We start from the raw sequence: 16,490 nt of genomic DNA, 5'->3' as shown, positions 1-16,490 counted from the left end.
ACGGATTCCGAACATGGCCAAGCCTGTCAAGACCAAGAAGAAGATCAAGCGCGTTGTCACGGATGCCGTGGCCCACGTGCAGGCCTCCTTCAACAACACCATCGTCACCATCACCGACCGCCAGGGCAACGCGCTGTCGTGGGCGACCGCCGGGGGCGCGGGTTTCCGCGGTTCGCGCAAGTCGACCCCGTTTGCCGCCCAGGTGGCCGCCGAGAAGGCCGGCCGCGCCGCGGGCGACTACGGCGTGAAGACGGTGGAAGTGCGCATCAAGGGCCCGGGCCCGGGCCGCGAATCGGCGGTGCGTTCGCTGAACGCGTTGGGCTACAAGGTGCTCAACATCATCGACGTCACGCCGATCCCGCATAACGGCTGCCGTCCCCCCAAGAAGCGTCGAGTCTAAGAGGTTGTTTTTTGCGATCATCCCTGATCGCGAAAATCAAAAACCGGCCTTCCTTGGCCGGACTATCGAAAGAGAAAAAACATGGCCCGTTATCGTGGAGCTACCTGCAAACTCGCCCGTCGTGAGGGTGCAGATCTCAGCCTGAAGAGCCCGGCGCGCGCGCTGGATTCCAAGTGCAAGCTGGAAAACAAGCCCGGCCAGCATGGCGCCAACAAGCGCATGCGCATGTCCGACTACGCCGTGCAGCTGCGTGAAAAGCAGAAGGTCAAGCGCATCTACGGTGTGCTCGAGCGCCAATTCAGCAACTACTACACCAAGGCGACCACCCTCAAGGGCAACACCGGCGAGAACCTGCTGCGCCTGCTCGAGAGCCGCCTGGACAATGTCGTCTACCGTATGGGCTTCGCGGTCACCCGCGCCCAGGCCCGCCAGCTGGTCGCCCACAAGGCGATCCTGGTGAACGGCAAGAAGGTGAACATCCCGTCGTACCAGGTGCGTCCGGGCGACGCGATCGCGCTGACCGAGCGCGCCCGCAGCCAGCTGCGTGTGCAGGAAGCGGCGACTGTGTTCGACACCATGGACTTGCGTCCGGGCTGGGTCGAGGTCGACAGCAAGAAGTTCGAAGGTACGTTCAAGTCGGTGCCGGATCGTGGCGATCTGCCGACCGACATCAATGAAGCCCTGATCGTCGAGCTTTACTCGAAGTAATTTTACCGGAGCTCTGCATGGCAGTTTCGTCAACTAGCGTGCTGCGGCCGCGTGGCCTCAGCGTCGAACAGCTCGGAGCCAACCGCGCCAAGGTGGTGGTCGAGCCGCTCGAGCGTGGCTTTGGCCACACCCTGGGCAACGCGCTGCGTCGCGTGCTGCTCTCCTCGATCCCCGGCAGCGCCATCGTCGAGGTCGAAATCGATGGCGTGCTGCACGAGTACACCACCCTGGAAGGCCTGCAGGAGGACGTGATCGAAGTCCTGCTGAACCTCAAGGACGTGGCGATCCGTCAGCACAGCGGCGACGAGGTCACCCTGACTCTGTCCAAGAAGGGCAAGGGCGTGGTCACGGCCGGCGACATCGTCGTCGACCACTCGGTGGAGATCATCAACCCCGAGCACGTGATCTGCCACCTGACCAAGGACATCGCGCTCAACATGCGCCTGAAGGTGCGTCGCGGCGTCGGCTACCAGCCGGCCAGCGCGCGCCAGCATCCGGATGATGAAGCGCGTCCGATCGGCCGCCTGCAGCTGGACGCGTCGTTCGCGCCGGTGCTGCGCGTGGCCTACGAAGTGGACGCCGCTCGCGTCGAGCAGCGCACGAATCTCGATAAGTTGGTTCTGGATATCGAGACGAATGGAACCATCGGCGCCGAGGACGCGGTGCGCAAGGCCGCCGAGATCATCAACGACCAGCTGTCGGTGTTCGGCGATTTCTCGCGTCGCGAGAGCGCCACCGACAAGGCGGAGAAGAGCGGCTTCGACCCGCTGCTGCTGCGCCCGATCGACGATCTGGAGCTCACCGTGCGTTCGGCGAACTGCCTGAAGGCCGAGAGCATCTACTACATCGGCGACCTGGTGCAGAAGACCGAGGTCGAGCTGCTGAAGACGCCGAACCTGGGCAAGAAGTCGCTGACCGAGATCAAGGACGTGCTGGGCGGTCGTGGCCTCGCGCTGGGCATGAAGCTCGAGAACTGGCCGCCGCCGGGGCTGTCGCACGGCATGCAGCTGGGCTGATGCGATCATCCTGATCGCTGTTGTAGCTGAATCTTGGCCAGGGTGTTTATAGCGCTCTGGCCAAGCGCCAGAAGCGGCCATCCATGGCTGCACTCCTCATAAGAGCTTGCGCTCCGATGGGGGTTTTTCAAAAAAGAGCCTCCGGTTCAATGAGGCCATATAAGCGGGTAACCGCGGGGTGCTGGACACAGGTGCCGGCGCTTCATAACAACAGACCAGAGAGTATTCCGTCATGCGCCACATGAAATCCGGACGCAAATTCAACCGGACCAGCAGCCACCGCGAGGCGATGTTCAAGAACATGGCTTCGTCGCTGTTCAAGCACGAGCTGATCCGCACCACCCTGCCGAAGGCGAAGGAACTTCGCCGCGTGGCCGAGCCGCTGATCACCCTGGCCAAGGCCGACGGCGTGGCCAATCGCCGCCTCGCCTTCTCGCGCCTGCGCGACAAGGAAGCGGTGGGCAAGCTGTTCGTCGAGCTGGGCCCGCGCTACAAGGAGCGCCCCGGCGGTTACCTGCGCATCCTGAAGTGTGGCTTCCGCGATGGCGACAATGCGCCGATGGCGTACGTCGAGCTGGTCGGTCGCCCGCAGGTCGAGGCTGTCGACGCCGAATAAGGTGACGGCCGCGGTCGACCAGGCCCGGCGTTCAGGCGTCCAGACACGAAACCCGGCCGGGTGACCGGCCGGGTTTTCGCGTATGGGGGCTACGCCGGGGCGGGTATCGCTGCCGGATGCCGCTTGCCTGCTGACAGCGTCCCGGCGAACGGGTAATGTCATCGGTTCCGCAACGCAGCAATCCACCATGAATCCATTCCGCTGGTCGTACCGTGTCAGTTTCCTCGTCGGCTTCCTGGTCTGCGCGGGCCTGCTCGGCTTTGCGCTGTACGCCGAGTACGGACTGGGCATGACGCCGTGCCCGCTGTGCATCTTCCAGCGCATCGCGTTCCTGTTCATGGCGCTGTTCTTCCTGCTGGGCGGCCTGCATGCGCCGCGCGGCAAAGGCCGCTGGGCCTATGCGGGGCTGGTGCTGGTCGGCGCGGTGGGCGGCGTCGTCACCGCCGGCCGCCATCTCTGGCTGCAGACCTTGCCGGCCGACCAAGTGCCTTCCTGCGGCCCCGGCCTCGGCTACATGCTGGATGCGTTCCCGTTCTCCCGAATGCTGAAGCTGGTCTTCACCGGCTCGGGCGAGTGCGCCAAGGTCGAGCCGATCCTCGGCTTGCCGATGCCGGCCTGGACCCTGCTGTGGTACGTCGCGCTGGCCGTGCTGGCGATCGCGGCGGCGCGGCGCCGGTCTGCCGCAAAGTAAGCGTTCCCGTTGCCATCCAGGGTCGTGTGATGAATCCCGCCGTGTCCAACTTCCGCCTCCCCGCCGACTGGGCGCCCGACTCGTGGCAGCGGCGCGTGGCGCTGCAGCAGCCGCATTACGACGATGCGGTCGAGTTGGCCGCCGCCGGTGTCCAGCTTGCCCGGTTGCCGCCGCTGGTGACCTCGTGGGAAGTACTGGCGCTGAAACAGGCGCTGGCCGAAGCACAGGAAGGCGGGCGCTTCCTGTTGCAGGGCGGCGACTGCGCGGAGAGTTTTGCCGACTGCACCAGCCCGGTGATCTCGAACCGGCTGAAAGTGCTGCTGCAGATGAGCCTGGTACTGGTGCACGGGCTGAAGAAGCCGGTGCTGCGGGTGGGCCGTTTCGCCGGGCAGTACGCGAAACCGCGTTCGACTGACAGCGAGACCCGCGACGGCGTGAGCCTGCCAAGCTTCCGCGGCGACCTCGTCAACGGCCCGGAATTCACCGCGGCTGCCCGCCGGCCCGATCCGCAGCGGCTGATCCAGGCGCATGCGCACTCGGCGCTGACGATGAACTTCGTGCGTGCGCTGATCGATGGCGGCTTCGCCGATCTGCATCACCCGGAATACTGGGACCTGGCCTGGGTCGAGCATTCGCCGCTGGCTGCCGAGTACCGCCAGATGGTCGCGGCCATCGGCGACTCGCTGCGCTTCATGGAGACCCTGGCCGGGCCGATCGCCGGTTTTTCCAAGGTGGATTTCTTCACCTCGCACGAAGCGCTGCTGCTGCATTACGAGCAGGCGCTGACCCGCCAGGTGCCGCGCCATCCCGGCTGGTTCAACCTGTCCACCCACTTCCCGTGGATCGGCATGCGCACGGCCGCGCTGGATGGCGCGCACGTGGAATATTTCCGCGGGATCCGCAACCCAGTGGCGGTGAAGGTCGGCCCCTCGGTAAGTCCTGACCAGCTGCTGCCGCTGATCGACGGGTTGAACCCGGGCGACGAGCCGGGCCGGCTGACCCTGATCCATCGCATGGGCAACGCGAAGATCGCCGCGGCGCTGCCGCCGCTGCTGGACGCGGTGAGGCGGGAGGGCCGCCGCGTGCTGTGGGTGGCCGATCCGATGCATGGCAATACCGAGAGTACCTCGAACGGCTACAAGACCCGCCGTTTCGACAACATCCGCGGCGAGCTCGACCAGGCGTTCGACATCCACGCCGCCGCCGGCACCCGGCTGGGCGGCGTGCATCTGGAGCTGACCGGCGAGGACGTCACCGAATGCATGGGCGGCGCCCGCGACCTGTCGGAGAGTGACCTCGACCGCGCCTACAAGTCGATGGTCGATCCGCGCCTGAACTACGAGCAGTCGCTGGAGCTGGCGATGCTGATCGTGCGCAAGTCAGTCGGGGCAATGCCGGCGCCCGAGTGATCGGCCATGACAGATGTCACGGCCGCGGACTGGCACTGTGCACTGGAGTGCGTGTGCCGGAAGCGTGACCATGGGTTCCTCTGACGGGGAGCATCGAACGGTGACCGAAAAGAATCTGGCGTCGCCGCGCGTCGATCTCTGGACGCTGCTGGGGCTGGTGCTGCTGCTGTTGCCTTTGCTGACCATGGCGCATGAGCTGATGGGACACGCGCTTGCCTGCGTCGCCAGTGGCCATCGGCCCAGCGAGCTGGGCGCGTATTACGTGGAGTGCCCCGGGACGGGTAGCTGGAGCAGACGCATCGTGGCGATGGCCGGCACGGGCGTGGACGCGATACTGGCAACGTTGGCCTGTCTCGCCTGGAGCCGGGTGAAACGGCCGCTGCCGCGGCTGGTGCTGTGGATCGTGTTCGCCGTGAAGGGCATGGTCGCCGCGGGTTACTGGATGTTTTCCGGGGGTGACCAACCTCGGCGACTGGGGGCCGGACACGGGTGGCGGCATCGGCCCGCTGCCGTGGCCGTGGCTGTGGCGTGGTGTGATGTTCGCCGTAGGCCTGTACGTCTACATCGCAGTGGTCCGTCGTGCCATACGCATGATGTGGGCGATGCTGGGCGGCGGCGGGCAGGCCGGACATGAGCAGCGGAAGATTGCCATGGCCGTGTACGCGATCGGCGGCATGGTTGCCGTGCTCGTCGGCCTGCTGAATCCGCTGGGTATCGCGATCACCCTGATGTCGGCAGTCGCTTCAACGTTCGGCGGCACGGCTGGGTTGTTCAACGTGGCCTATGCCCGTGCCTGCAACGAACCGCCGCGCGATTTCGCGATCGGCCGCCATGGCGCCATCGTGGTCGCCGGCGTGCTGGTGACGCTGGTATTCGCGGTAGTGCTGGGGCCGACGGTCTACCTGCGCTAGCGACGCGCTACGGCCTTTTTCCAGTTGCCACGGGCTTGCCGCCCACCGTCTCCAGGAACTGCGGCGGCTGCCACGCGCCGGCATGCTGCTCGAAGCCGTAGGCGATCGAGATCAGCATGGGCTCGCTCCACTTCGCGCCGAACAGCACGATGCCCACCGGCAGGCCGTGGGCGAAGCCGGCGGGTACGGTGATCGAGGGGTAGCCGGCCACGGCCGCCGGCTGCGACGCGCCGCCCACGGTGGGGTCGCCGCTGACGATGTGGTCGCCGAGCACCGGGTCGGTCATGAAGGCCGGACCCCACGACGGCGCCAGCAGGGCGTCCAGATGCTGCGCCTGCAAGGCGGCGTCGATGCCCTCCGGCCCGGACAGCCGCTTCGCCTTGGCCAGCGCATCCGTGTACGCCTTGTCGCTGAGCGGCCCCTTCTTCTCCGCCTGCTCGAACAGCTCCTGGCCGAACCAGGGCATCTCCTCGCCGGCGTGTGCCTGGTTGAATGCGATCAGGTCGGCCAGCGTCCTTGCCTTGAGGCCGCGGCGGTTGGCGAGGTAGGCGTCGATGTCGTGCTTGAAGTCGTACAGCAGCACGGTCATCTCCGGCTCGCCCAGCTCGGCCAGGTGTGGCAGCTTGACCGGGTCGACGATGATCGCGCCCTGCGCCTTCATCAGCGCGATTGCCTGCTCGAGCACGCGGTCGGCGTTAGGCTCGGCGCCGGCGAGCTGGCGCACCACGCCGATGCGCTTGCCGCGCAGGCCGTTCGGGTCGAGGAACTTGGTGTAGTCGGCGGCGTGCCGGCCCGCTTCGGCGGTGGCCGGGTCGCGCGGGTCGCTGCCGGCGATCACCGTGAGCAGGGCGGCGGCGTCGGCCACGCTGCGCGCCATCGGGCCGGCGGTGTCCTGGCTGTGGCTGATCGGCACGATGCCGCTGCGGCTGACCAGGCCCAGGGTGGGCTTGATGCCGACGATGCCGTTCATCGCCGCGGGGCAGATGATCGAGCCGTCGGTCTCGCTGCCGATCGCCACGGTGGCCAGCCCGGCCGCTACCGCGGCGGCGGAGCCGGCGCTGGAGCCGCAGGGGTTGCGGTCCAGCACGTAGGGGTTCTTGGTCTGCCCGCCGCGCCCGCTCCAGCCGCTGCTGGCGTGGTTGGAGCGGAAGTTGGCCCATTCGCTGAGGTTGGTCTTGCCCAGAACCAGCGCACCGGCCTTGCGCAGCCGCTCGACCAGGCCGGCGTCGCGCGGCGCCGGCGCGTCGGCGAGCGCCAGCGAGCCGGCGGTGGTGAGCATGCGATCGCCGGTGTCGATGTTGTCCTTCAGCAGCACCGGGATGCCGTACAGCGGGCCGCGGCCCTTCGTGCGTTTCGCGTCGAGTGCGCCGGCCAGCTCCAGCGCGTCGGGGTTCGTCTCGATCACCGCGCGCAGGGTCGGGCCGGAGCGATCGATCTGCTGGATGCGTTCCAGCAGATCCTGCGTCAGCCGGCGGCTGTCCAGCGTGCCGGCATCCATGCGTTGCTGCAGCTGCGCGACCGAGGCGTAGGCGACTTCCGGCGGGATGGTTTCGCCGGCCCATGCCGGAGCGGCAAGCAGCGAGGCGGCGAGGGCGGCGAGATGGACGGCTGGATGCTTCACGATGATCCCCGGGCGGCGAGTACGGCATGCGGTCGTGCCGGCCAAGCTTAGCGCGGTGCCGGAGGGTGCGCGGAGTCGCCGGAGTACAATCCCGGGATGATGACGAACGCCCGTTCCTGTCCAGCCAAGTCCTTCGGTGTCGCGGCCCTGCTGGCGGCCGCCCTGTGGTTCGGCGCACCCGCCCGTGCCGCCGATACGGCCGATACGCCGCCGATCCCCGACACCCTGCAACAGCGCATCGCCGCGTGCACCAGCTGCCACGGCGTGCATGGCGAAGGCACGCCGGGCAGCGGTTACTTTCCGCGCCTGGCCGGCAAGCCGGCGGCCTACCTCGCGCGCCAGATGCAGGATTTCCAGAACGGCCTGCGCAAGTACGCGCCGATGGAATACACCGTGCGCCAGCTGCCGCCCGCCTACATGCAGGAGATCGCCGAATACTTCGCGGCGCAGCAGGTGCCGTACGGCCGCTCGCCGCTGCCGCCGGTCTCCGCCGCCACGCTGCAGCGCGGCGAGGAGCTGATCGGCAAGGGCGATCCGGCGCGCAAGATTCCCGCCTGCAGCAGCTGCCACGGCAGCCAGCTGACCGGAGTGGAGCCTTCCACGCCGGGCCTGGTCGGCCTGCCTTACGACTACCTCAGCGCGCAACTGGGTTCCTGGCGCACGCATACCCGCGCCACGGTGGCGCCCGACTGCATGGCCGAGGTGGCGAACCGGCTGGGCGAGTCGGACATCACCGCCGTGGCGGCGGCGCTGGCCAGCCGCGAGTTGCCGGCCGACACGCATGCGCAGCCGGCCGGCTCGGTGACGCCGCCGTTGCGATGCGGCGTGCTGGGTGCCACGGGAGGCACGCCATGACATGGCTGCGCAGGCTGTTGCTGCTGGTTGCGGTGCTGGCCGTGCTGGTGCTGGGCTGGAGGCTGTTCGGCAGCGGCGACGGCCGGCCGACGCCGCCCGGCGCCAGCAAGGTCGCGGCGGATACCTTGCGCGACCCGGCGCTGATCGCGAAGGGCGAATACCTCGCCACCGTCGGCGACTGCGCCGGCTGCCATACCGCGCAGGGCGGCGCGCGCCTTGCCGGTGGCCGTTCGCTGGCCACGCCGTTCGGCAATATCCCGGTGCCCAACATCACCCCCGACCGCGAGACCGGCCTGGGCAACTGGAGCTTCGAGGATTTCTGGCAGGCGCTGCACAGCGGCAAGGGCCGGCGTGGCGAGCTGCTGTACCCGGCGTTTTCGTACACCTCCTACACCAAGGTGAGCCGCGACGATGCGCTGGCGATCTTCGCCTGGCTGCAGTCGCTGGCGCCGGTGCACCGGCCGGCCGCGGCGCCGGCGCTGGCGTTCCCGTACAGCGTGCGCAAGAGCCTGGCGGCGTGGCGCACGCTGTACTTCAAGGAGGGCGAGTTCAAGCCCGACCCGGCGCAATCGGCCGAATGGAACCGCGGCGCCTACCTGGTGCAGGGCCTGGGCCACTGCAACGAATGCCATGCGGCGCGCGACACGCTTGGCGGCACGCCGCCGGACGTGCACCTCACCGGCGGCCAGATCCCGATGCAGAACTGGTACGCGCCGGACCTCAGCACCCGCAGCAACGGCGGCCTGCAAGGCTGGAGCGCGCAGGACATCGTCGACCTGCTGAAGACCGGCCAGTCCGCCAGGGGCGCGGCGTTCGGCCCGATGGCCGCGGTGGTGTCCGGCAGCACCCAGCACATGACCGACGCCGACCTGCATGCGATCGCCAGCTACCTGCTGTCGCTGCCGCCGCGGGCCCCGGCGGCCGAGCCGGGTTTGCCATTCGACACCAGGACACTGACCGAGCAGGGCGGAAAGGTCTACGCGCAGCACTGCGCGGCCTGCCACGGCAAGAGCGGCAAGGGCGTCGCCGGGGTGTATCCGCCGCTGGACGGCAATTCCTCGGTGACCGAACCGACCGGCATCAATGCGACCCGGATGGTCCTGCTCGGCGGCTTCACCCCGGTCACCGCGGCGAACCAGCGGCCCTACTCGATGCCGCCGTTCGCGCAGCAGCTGAATGATGGCGAGGTGGCGGCGGTGGTCACCTACATCCGCCGCACGTGGTCGAACCAGGCCTCGATCGTGCGCGCCGAGGGGGTCAGCAAATACCGGCACACGCCGGTCGAGTGACCCCGGCTTCGCGTGTAGGAGCGCACCCTGTGCGCGATGCTCTGATGTGTCATCGGAGCGAAGAGCATCGCGCACAGGGTGCGCTCCTACAGGCGGCGCGGTACGGCCACCGACGCAGGGCGGACACCGTCCGCCGGCTTTCCGATCCGTCGCCATGTGCGTCGGCAAGTGCGGCGGGCAGTGCCCGCCCTACGGATTGTGGTGGACGGTGCGGTACAGCGCGGCCAGCGCCAGCCACGGGCCGATGTCCCAGTGCCCGCGCGCCTGGCCGGACGGCGACGGCAGCACGAACAGTTGCGTGCTGCCGATGGTTTCGCTTTGCAGGCCGTAGCTGGCTGCATGGCCGAGCGCGGCGCGCGCCGCGTTCTTGCTGGTGAACGCAAGCAGGCGCGGAGCATGGCGTTCGATCTTGGCGACCAGCGCGGGCGCGTCGAACGCGTCGCGCGGCAGCTCGTCGTCGTTGCCCGCATGGCGCTTGGCCAGGTCGGTGAGGCCGATGCCGTAGCGGGGCAGCAGCGGGAACTCCGCCGGCGCCAGCAGGCGCGGGGTCAGGCCGGCTTCGAGCAGCGCGCGCCAGAACAGGTTGCCGGGGTGGGCGTAGTAGGCGCGCTCGGCAGCCGAGCGCCTGCCCGCGGCGGTGCCGCAGAACACCAGCGCCAGCCCGGGTTGCAGCAGGTCGGGCAGGATGGGCCGCTCAGTTCGCCGCGGCATGGCCGTCGAGCAGGAAATCGGTGAACTGGAAACGCCCGTCGCGCAGCACAGATTCGCCGCGGCGCAGCCGCAGTGGCCGGCGGAACAGCGGCCCGGCGTAGCTCAGCGTATGGAACTCGCCGCGCTCGCCGCAGGGGTCGACGCCGGCCGGCAGCGCGTCGAGCAGGGCGGCATCGTAGTGGCGGCCGCAAAAATCCGCGTCGAGCTGCTGGGTATCCACGCAGCACAGCATCGCGCGATGGCCCTCGCCGACGAAGCGGCGCGACAGCGCGGCGGTGTCCTCGCCCCATAGCGGGAACACCGCGCGCCAGTTGTCGCGGCCGAGCTGGCGCACCCGGTAGTCGCGCACGTCCTCCAGGAACAGGTCGCCGAACGCGCAGTGGCGGATCCCCGGCCAGCGCATCCGCGCCTCGACCAGCGCCTGCGCATGGGCCGCCTCGTAGGCCTCGTTGCTGCCCGGCCAGTCCAGCATCACCTCCAGCAGCGGCAGGCCGAGCGCGGCGGCCTGCGCCAGCAGCACCTCGCGCTGCACGCCGTGCATGGCCACGCGCTGGTAGTTGCGGTTGACCGTGGTGAGCAGCGCAGTCACCTGCCATTGCGGATCGGCCTGCAGCCGCTGCAGGGCCAGCAGGCAGTCCTTGCCGCCGCTCCATGCCAGCAGGGTCGGCGTCGCCGTGGGCGTCGTCATGCTTTTGGGCTCCCGGGTGGTTCGTCTGGTGGCGGCAGGCCGCGCCGCCCGCCGTCCATTGTGCGGCATTTGCGGGGGTAGGCGGTTTTTCCGCCGTGGTTCATCGACAGTCCGTGGCCACAGCCGCTATAAAGATCACCTGCCCGGGGAGTATGCGGTGAGTGAAGAAATCCTGATCAACGTGACCCCGCGCGAGACGCGGGTCGGTGTGGTCGAAAACGGCATGCTGCAGGAGGTGCACGTCGAGCGGGCGTCCCGGCGCGGCTATGTCGGCAACATCTACAAGGGCCGCGTGCAACGGGTGATGCCCGGCATGCAGGCGGTGTTCGTGGAGATCGGGCTGGAGCGCGCGGCGTTCCTGCACGCCTCCGACATCGTGCGCCCGGCGCCGGCCGAAGGCGCCGAATCGAACGGCAATGGCCACATGCCCTCGATCAGCGAACTGGTGCACGAAGGCCAGGAGATCGTGGTGCAGGTGGTGAAGGACCCGATCAGCACCAAGGGCGCGCGGCTGTCCGCGCACCTGTCGATCCCCTCGCGCTACCTGGTGCTGCTGCCGTACGCGCGCACCCTGGGCATCTCGGCGCGGATCGAGGACGAGGCCGAGCGCCAGCGGCTGCGCGACGTGCTGACCCCGTTGATCGGCGACGCCCCGCTGGGCTACATCGTGCGCACCAATGCCGAAGGGCAGAGCGCCGAGTCGCTGGCGTTCGACGTGACCTACCTCGGCAAGGTGTGGCGGGTGGTGCAGGAGAACATCGCCCGGGCGAAGGTCGGCGAGCGCGTGTACGAGGAACTCTCGCTGCCTCTGCGCAGCCTGCGCGACATGCTCAACGACGACATCGAGAAGGTGCGCGTGGATTCGCGCGAGACCTTCGAGAAGGTGACCAAGTTCGTGCACAAGTTCATGCCGAGCCTGGACGACCGCGTCGAGCACTACGACGGCGAGCGGCCGATCTTCGACCTCTACGGCGCCGAGGACGAGATGCAGCGCGCGCTGAAGAAGGAGGTTCCGCTGAAGTCCGGCGGCTACCTGATCGTCGACCAGACCGAGGCGATGACCACCATCGACGTCAACACCGGCGCCTACCTCGGCACGCGCAACCTGGAGGAGACGGTCTACCGCACCAACCTGGAGGCCGCGCAGGCGGCGGCGCGCCAGCTGCGCCTGCGCAACCTGGGCGGCATCATCATCATCGACTTCATCGACATGAACGACGAGGAACACAAACGCCAGGTGCTGCGCATGCTCGGCAAGGGGCTGATGCGCGACCATGCCAAGACCACGGTGTACCCGATGTCGGCGCTGGGCCTGGTGGAGATGACCCGCAAGCGCACCACCGAAAGCCTGGCCCGCCAGCTGTGCGAGCCGTGCCCGGCCTGCAACGGCCGCGGCGTGCTGAAGACCGCCGAGACGGTGACCTACGAGATCTTCCGCGAGATCACCCGCGCGGTGCGCCAGTTCAATGCGCAGAAGCTGCTGGTGATGGCCAATCCCGCGGTGGTCAACCGGATCCTGGAGGAGGAATCCAGCGCGGTCGCGGAACTGGAAGAGTTCATCTCCAAGAGCATACGCTTCCAGGCCGAAGAGCATTATTCGCAGGAACAGTTTGATGTCGTCTTGCTGTAAATCCGGCGACTGCGGATCCGAGTGGGGCCGCCGCGCGTGAACGCGTCATGGCAGCGGCGGCTGCATGGTTGCGCCCGTGCGTCGGGCTGGGTGGCCGGGGTTGCGTTGATCCTGCTCGCCGTGCTGGCGGCACTGGCCCAGCTGCTGCTGCCGCTGCTGGCGCGGCACCCGGACTGGGTGGCCGCGCAGCTCAGCGCGCGGCTGCAGCGACCGGTCAGCTTCGCCTCGATGGAAGGGCGCTGGACGGCCGCCGGCCCGGCGTTCGTGATGCACGGGGTGAACATCGGTGCGGCACCGGGCGAGACGGGTGCCGTGCTGCAACTGCCCGAATCCGAGCTGAAATTCGACTTCGGCGGCTGGCTGCTGCCGTCGCGCCACCTGCTCAACCTGCACGTGCGCGGCCTGCAGCTGGACCTGCTGCACGATGCCGCCGGCTGGCATGTCAACGGCATTGGCCTGGCCGGTGGCGGCAGCCGGCAGCCGCTGTCGCTGGGCCGGCTGTCGGCCGACCTGTGGCTGGAAGATCTGCGCGTGGTGGTCACCGACGCCACCCTGGACAAGCGCTACACCCTGCTGTCGAAGCAGCTGCGGCTGAGCCACCAGGGCCGCCAGATCCGTTTCGGTGGCGTGCTGCGGCGCGATGGCGTGAGCGCCGCCGTGCGCACGGCCGGCCGTTTCCGGGAGGACGGCAGCGCGGGCCAGGTCTGGGTCGACGTCGACGGTGCCGAGCTGAAGCCGCTGCTGGATGGCGTCGACATGGGCGGCTACGCGGTCGACCACGGCAGCGGCCGGCTGAGCGCCTGGCTCGACTGGCGCGCGGGCCGGCTGACCCGCAGCCTGACCCGCTTCGACCTGGCTACCCTGACGGTGCGCGCGCCCACCGGCGGAAGCGCCAGCGTGGCGGCGTTGCACGGGCTGCTCGGCGTGCACCAGACCGGCGACGGTTATGGGGTGCGCTGGGCCGGTGACGACGCCAGTGCGCTGGCGCTGAGCCTGCACCAGCCCGGTACGCCGCAGGCCAGCGTCGGCGTCGCTGCGCGCGAGCTGCAGCTGGCGCCGCTGCTGCCGTGGCTGGCCTTGCTGCCGGAGCTGCCGCCGACGCTCGCGCCGTGGCTGGGCCAAGGCCATCCGCGCGGCGATCTCAACCGGGTCGCGCTGCAATGGAGCCGCGCCGACGGCGTGCACGCGGTCGACGTGGCGTTCAGCGGCCTGGGCATCGACCCGGTCGGCAAGCTGCCCGGCGTGAGCAACCTGCACGGCCAGCTGCGCGGCGACGCCGGCGCGCTGTCGCTGGAGCTGCCGGCGCAGGCCGTCACGCTGACGTTCCCGCACACGTTCCGGCAGCCGTTCGTGCTGTCCCGGCTGTCCGGCACGCTGGCTGCCTGGCCGCAGGATGGCAACTGGCACATCGGCGTGGATGCGCTGGATTTCGCCGGCGTCGGCTATGCCGGCCAGGCCCGCGGCGAGCTGGAGTTGCCGGCGCAGGGCGGCCACCCGTTCCTGGAGCTGTATGCCTCGCTCGACCCGTCCGACGTGGTCGCCGCCAAACTGTTCTGGCCGATCGACTCGATGTCGCCGGCCACCGTCGCCTGGCTGGACCGCGCCCTGGTGTCCGGCCATCTGGACCAGGCGCAGGTGCTGCTGCGCGGCGATCTCGGCGACTGGCCGTTCCGCCACAACGAGGGCCGTTTCGAGGCGCGTGCGGCGATCAGCAACCTCACCTTCGACTACGGCAAGGACTGGCCGCGCGCCGAAAACGTCAGCGCGGTGGCCAACTTCATCGACAACGGCATGCTGGTCGAGGCCAGCGGCGGCCAGTCGCTCGGCGTGAAAGCGAGCCAGGCAGTGGCGCTGATCCCGGATTTCCACGACGGCCTGCTCGACCTCAACGTGCAAGGCGGCGGCAGCGGCGCGAGCCTGCTGGAGTTTGCGCGCAGGAGCCCGATCGCCAGCCGCGAGGCCGATACGCTGGCCAAGCTGAAGCTGGGCGGCAGCGGCACGTTCGCGTTCCATCTCGCCATGCCGCTGAAGGACGCCGCCAACGCGCAGTTGAGCGGCACCGCCCAGCTGAAGGACGCCGACCTCAGTGCGCCGGCATGGAACCTCCAGCTGGACAAGCTCAACGGCCCGCTGACCTTCGACCTGCACGGCCTGCAGGCCGGCCCGCTGGACGCCGGCTTCCGCGGCCAGCCGTCGAAGCTGCGGCTGGCGGTCGCCGGCGCCACCGGCGACCCGGCCACGATCCTCGCGGCGAAGCTGCAGGGCAGCTACCGCATGGCCGAGCTGGTGCAGGATTACCCGTCGCTGGACTGGATCGGCAAGCTGGCCGACGGACGCAGCAACTTCGACATCGGCTTCAGCATCGCGCGCGTGGCCGGCAGCGATGCGCTGGCGCAGACCCTCAGCGTCGATTCCTCGCTGGACGGCATCGCGCTGGGGCTGCCGGCGCCGTTGGACAAACCGGCAACGGCCAGCCTGCCGCTGCACCTGACGATGAGCCTGCCGGTCGACGGCAGCGACCTGCGGCTCGGGCTGGGCGAGGTGATGCGCGGGCATCTGCGCCTGGCTGCCGGGGAGCAGCGGCCGCTGGCCGGCACGCTGGCGTTCGGCAGCCAGATGCCCGAGACGCTGCCGCCGCGCAACCTGCGCATCCGCGGCCATGCCAGCCAGCTCGACGTTACCGGCTGGGTGCAGCACACGGTGGCGGCCAGCGGCGGCAACGGCCCGGGGTTGGAAAGCCTCGACGTCAGCACCGACCAGGCGGAGTGGTTCGGCCGCCCGCTCGGCGCGCTGAAGCTGCACGCTGTGCCGCAGCCGGACGCGCTCGGCGTGGACGTGGACGGCCCGGCGATGGCCGGCAACTTCACCGTGCCGGCCGCCGAACTGAACAAGCGCGGCGTCACCGCGCGGCTGCAGCGGCTGTACTGGCCGAAGGCTCCGCCTCCTCCGGCCGCCGGCAACGCCGCCGCGCCGTCGCGCGACCCCGCCAACACCGGCATCAATCCGGCCGCGTTGCCGCCGTTCCATCTGTGGATCGGCGATCTGCGCCTGGGCGAATCGAAGCTCGGCGAGGCCCGGCTGGAAACCTGGCCCACCGCCGAGGGCATGCGCATCGAGCAACTGCGCGCACTGTCCAGCCGCGTGCAGGTCAACGCCAGCGGCGATTGGAACGGCAACGCCAGCAGCAGCCACACGCACATGAAGATCAGCTTCGCCGCCGAGGATCTCGGCGCGATGCTCGGTGCGTTCGGCTATGACGGGCTGGTCAACGGCGGCAAGACACGCGACCAGCTCGATGCCAGCTGGCCCGGCGCGCCCAGCGACCTGTCGCTGGCCACCATGGACGGCACCCTCACCATCCAGGTCAGCGACGGCCATATCCCCGAGGCGTCGTCGCCTGGGGTGGGGCGGCTGCTCGGGCTGGTCTCGCTGGCCGAATTGCCGCGCCGGCTCACCCTCGATTTCGGCGACGTGTTCGGCAAGGGGCTGGCGTTCGACTCGATCACCGGTGATTTCAAGCTGGCCAACGGCAACGCCGTCACCGACAACCTGGTGATCGCCGGCCCGGCCGCGAGCGTCAGCGTCAACGGCCGCACCGGGCTGCGCGTACGCGACTACGACCAGCAGATGGTGGTGGTGCCGCACGTCGGCAACAGCCTGCCGCTGGTCGGCGCGATGGTCGGCGGCCCGGTCGGGGCGGCGGCGGGTTTCGCCGTGCAGGGCATCCTCGGACGGGGCCTGAACCAGGCGGCCAGCGCGCGCTACCGGATCACCGGCAGCTGGGACAAGCCGGTAATCACCCTGGTCGAGAAGCGCGGCGGTCCCGCGCCCACCACGCCGCCGCTGCTCAATCGACCCGCTCCGCCGGCCGCCGTTCCGGCCCTGCCTGCCGCCGCCGGCTCGGTGCTGCCGCCCGCACCCAAGCTTTAAAGCGGCCGGTGGCAG

Annotated in this window: 14 protein-coding genes; 11 read left to right on the top strand and 3 right to left on the bottom strand. The window is 69.2% G+C overall.

Going from position 1 to position 16,490, the window contains the following annotated elements:
- The first annotated feature begins 13 nt into the window (after window positions 1–13).
- The 7 genes from rpsK (at window position 14) to AC3WRN_RS13630 (ending at window position 5,751) form a co-directional block, all read left to right on the top strand.
- Entirely contained in the window at window positions 14–400 is a 387-nt protein-coding gene (gene rpsK, locus AC3WRN_RS13660; protein WP_007513384.1) for a 30S ribosomal protein S11, read from the top strand.
- An 81-nt stretch (window positions 401–481) separates the two neighbouring features.
- Window positions 482–1,108: a 30S ribosomal protein S4 gene (rpsD, locus tag AC3WRN_RS13655; RefSeq protein ID WP_008435462.1), complete on the top strand. Its 627-nt coding sequence runs from the start codon at window positions 482–484 to the stop codon at window positions 1,106–1,108.
- Between the two features lie 17 nt (window positions 1,109–1,125).
- The gene (locus AC3WRN_RS13650; protein WP_007513388.1) at window positions 1,126–2,124 is read left to right on the top strand and encodes a DNA-directed RNA polymerase subunit alpha; all 999 of its coding nucleotides are present in this window, start codon (window positions 1,126–1,128) and stop codon (window positions 2,122–2,124) included.
- Window positions 2,125–2,356: 232 nt separating this feature from the next.
- Window positions 2,357–2,740, top strand: a complete 384-nt coding sequence (rplQ, locus tag AC3WRN_RS13645; RefSeq protein ID WP_007513389.1) for a 50S ribosomal protein L17 — start codon at window positions 2,357–2,359, stop codon at window positions 2,738–2,740.
- A 187-nt stretch (window positions 2,741–2,927) separates the two neighbouring features.
- Window positions 2,928–3,431: a disulfide bond formation protein B gene (locus AC3WRN_RS13640; protein ID WP_492623384.1), complete on the top strand. Its 504-nt coding sequence runs from the start codon at window positions 2,928–2,930 to the stop codon at window positions 3,429–3,431.
- Window positions 3,432–3,460: 29 nt separating this feature from the next.
- Window positions 3,461–4,840 (top strand): class II 3-deoxy-7-phosphoheptulonate synthase, encoded by a 1,380-nt coding sequence (locus AC3WRN_RS13635; protein ID WP_492623383.1) that lies wholly within the window; start codon window positions 3,461–3,463, stop codon window positions 4,838–4,840.
- Window positions 4,841–5,295: 455 nt separating this feature from the next.
- Window positions 5,296–5,751, top strand: a complete 456-nt coding sequence (locus AC3WRN_RS13630) for a hypothetical protein (protein WP_492623382.1) — start codon at window positions 5,296–5,298, stop codon at window positions 5,749–5,751.
- Window positions 5,752–5,758: 7 nt separating this feature from the next.
- Here the strand turns inward: AC3WRN_RS13630 and AC3WRN_RS13625 are convergent, their stop codons facing one another.
- Window positions 5,759–7,372: an amidase gene (locus AC3WRN_RS13625; protein ID WP_492623381.1), complete on the bottom strand. Its 1,614-nt coding sequence runs from the start codon at window positions 7,370–7,372 to the stop codon at window positions 5,759–5,761.
- A gap of 96 nt (window positions 7,373–7,468) precedes the next feature.
- On the opposite strand from AC3WRN_RS13625, the gene AC3WRN_RS13620 reads away from it, so the two are divergent.
- On the top strand, window positions 7,469–8,227 hold the full coding sequence (locus AC3WRN_RS13620; protein WP_068095365.1) for a c-type cytochrome: 759 nt from the start codon (window positions 7,469–7,471) through the stop codon (window positions 8,225–8,227).
- A complete protein-coding gene (locus tag AC3WRN_RS13615) occupies window positions 8,224–9,516 on the top strand; it encodes a c-type cytochrome (protein ID WP_492623380.1) in 1,293 nt (430 codons plus the stop codon). Before AC3WRN_RS13620 ends, AC3WRN_RS13615 begins: the two co-directional genes overlap by 4 nt.
- A 189-nt stretch (window positions 9,517–9,705) precedes the next feature.
- Here the strand turns inward: AC3WRN_RS13615 and AC3WRN_RS13610 are convergent, their stop codons facing one another.
- Both AC3WRN_RS13610 and AC3WRN_RS13605 read right to left on the bottom strand, forming a co-directional pair.
- Complete coding sequence (locus AC3WRN_RS13610) at window positions 9,706–10,227, bottom strand: mismatch-specific DNA-glycosylase (protein ID WP_492623379.1); 522 nt, start codon at window positions 10,225–10,227, stop codon at window positions 9,706–9,708.
- Window positions 10,211–10,915, bottom strand: a complete 705-nt coding sequence (locus AC3WRN_RS13605) for a Dph6-related ATP pyrophosphatase (RefSeq protein WP_492623378.1) — start codon at window positions 10,913–10,915, stop codon at window positions 10,211–10,213. The genes AC3WRN_RS13610 and AC3WRN_RS13605 overlap by 17 nt, the downstream gene beginning before the upstream one ends.
- A gap of 157 nt (window positions 10,916–11,072) precedes the next feature.
- On the opposite strand from AC3WRN_RS13605, the gene rng reads away from it, so the two are divergent.
- Together rng and AC3WRN_RS13595 are read left to right on the top strand one after the other, a co-directional pair.
- Window positions 11,073–12,545 (top strand): ribonuclease G, encoded by a 1,473-nt coding sequence (gene rng, locus AC3WRN_RS13600; protein WP_492623377.1) that lies wholly within the window; start codon window positions 11,073–11,075, stop codon window positions 12,543–12,545.
- Between the two features lie 36 nt (window positions 12,546–12,581).
- Window positions 12,582–16,475: a YhdP family protein gene (locus AC3WRN_RS13595; protein ID WP_492623376.1), complete on the top strand. Its 3,894-nt coding sequence runs from the start codon at window positions 12,582–12,584 to the stop codon at window positions 16,473–16,475.
- Window positions 16,476–16,490 lie beyond the last annotated feature (15 nt).

The organism is Rhodanobacter sp. FW101-FHT13A11, from assembly GCF_058790335.1.
The sequence above is the reverse complement of the archived record's forward strand: the minus strand, read 5'-3'. Positions and strand labels throughout refer to the sequence as shown.

What these genes read in the sequence shown, in the direction of transcription:
- AC3WRN_RS13615 (WP_492623380.1), top strand. Translation starts at nt 8,224, where the DNA reads ATGACATGGCTGCGCAGGCTGTTGCTGCTGGTTGCGGTGCTGGCCGTG.
- AC3WRN_RS13640 (WP_492623384.1), top strand. Translation starts at nt 2,928, where the DNA reads ATGAATCCATTCCGCTGGTCGTACCGTGTCAGTTTCCTCGTCGGCTTC.
- AC3WRN_RS13610 (WP_492623379.1), bottom strand. Translation starts at nt 10,227, where the DNA reads ATGCCGCGGCGAACTGAGCGGCCCATCCTGCCCGACCTGCTGCAACCC.
- AC3WRN_RS13635 (WP_492623383.1), top strand. Translation starts at nt 3,461, where the DNA reads ATGAATCCCGCCGTGTCCAACTTCCGCCTCCCCGCCGACTGGGCGCCC.
- AC3WRN_RS13620 (WP_068095365.1), top strand. Translation starts at nt 7,469, where the DNA reads ATGATGACGAACGCCCGTTCCTGTCCAGCCAAGTCCTTCGGTGTCGCG.
- rpsK (WP_007513384.1), top strand. Translation starts at nt 14, where the DNA reads ATGGCCAAGCCTGTCAAGACCAAGAAGAAGATCAAGCGCGTTGTCACG.
- AC3WRN_RS13605 (WP_492623378.1), bottom strand. Translation starts at nt 10,915, where the DNA reads ATGACGACGCCCACGGCGACGCCGACCCTGCTGGCATGGAGCGGCGGC.
- rplQ (WP_007513389.1), top strand. Translation starts at nt 2,357, where the DNA reads ATGCGCCACATGAAATCCGGACGCAAATTCAACCGGACCAGCAGCCAC.
- rpsD (WP_008435462.1), top strand. Translation starts at nt 482, where the DNA reads ATGGCCCGTTATCGTGGAGCTACCTGCAAACTCGCCCGTCGTGAGGGT.
- AC3WRN_RS13650 (WP_007513388.1), top strand. Translation starts at nt 1,126, where the DNA reads ATGGCAGTTTCGTCAACTAGCGTGCTGCGGCCGCGTGGCCTCAGCGTC.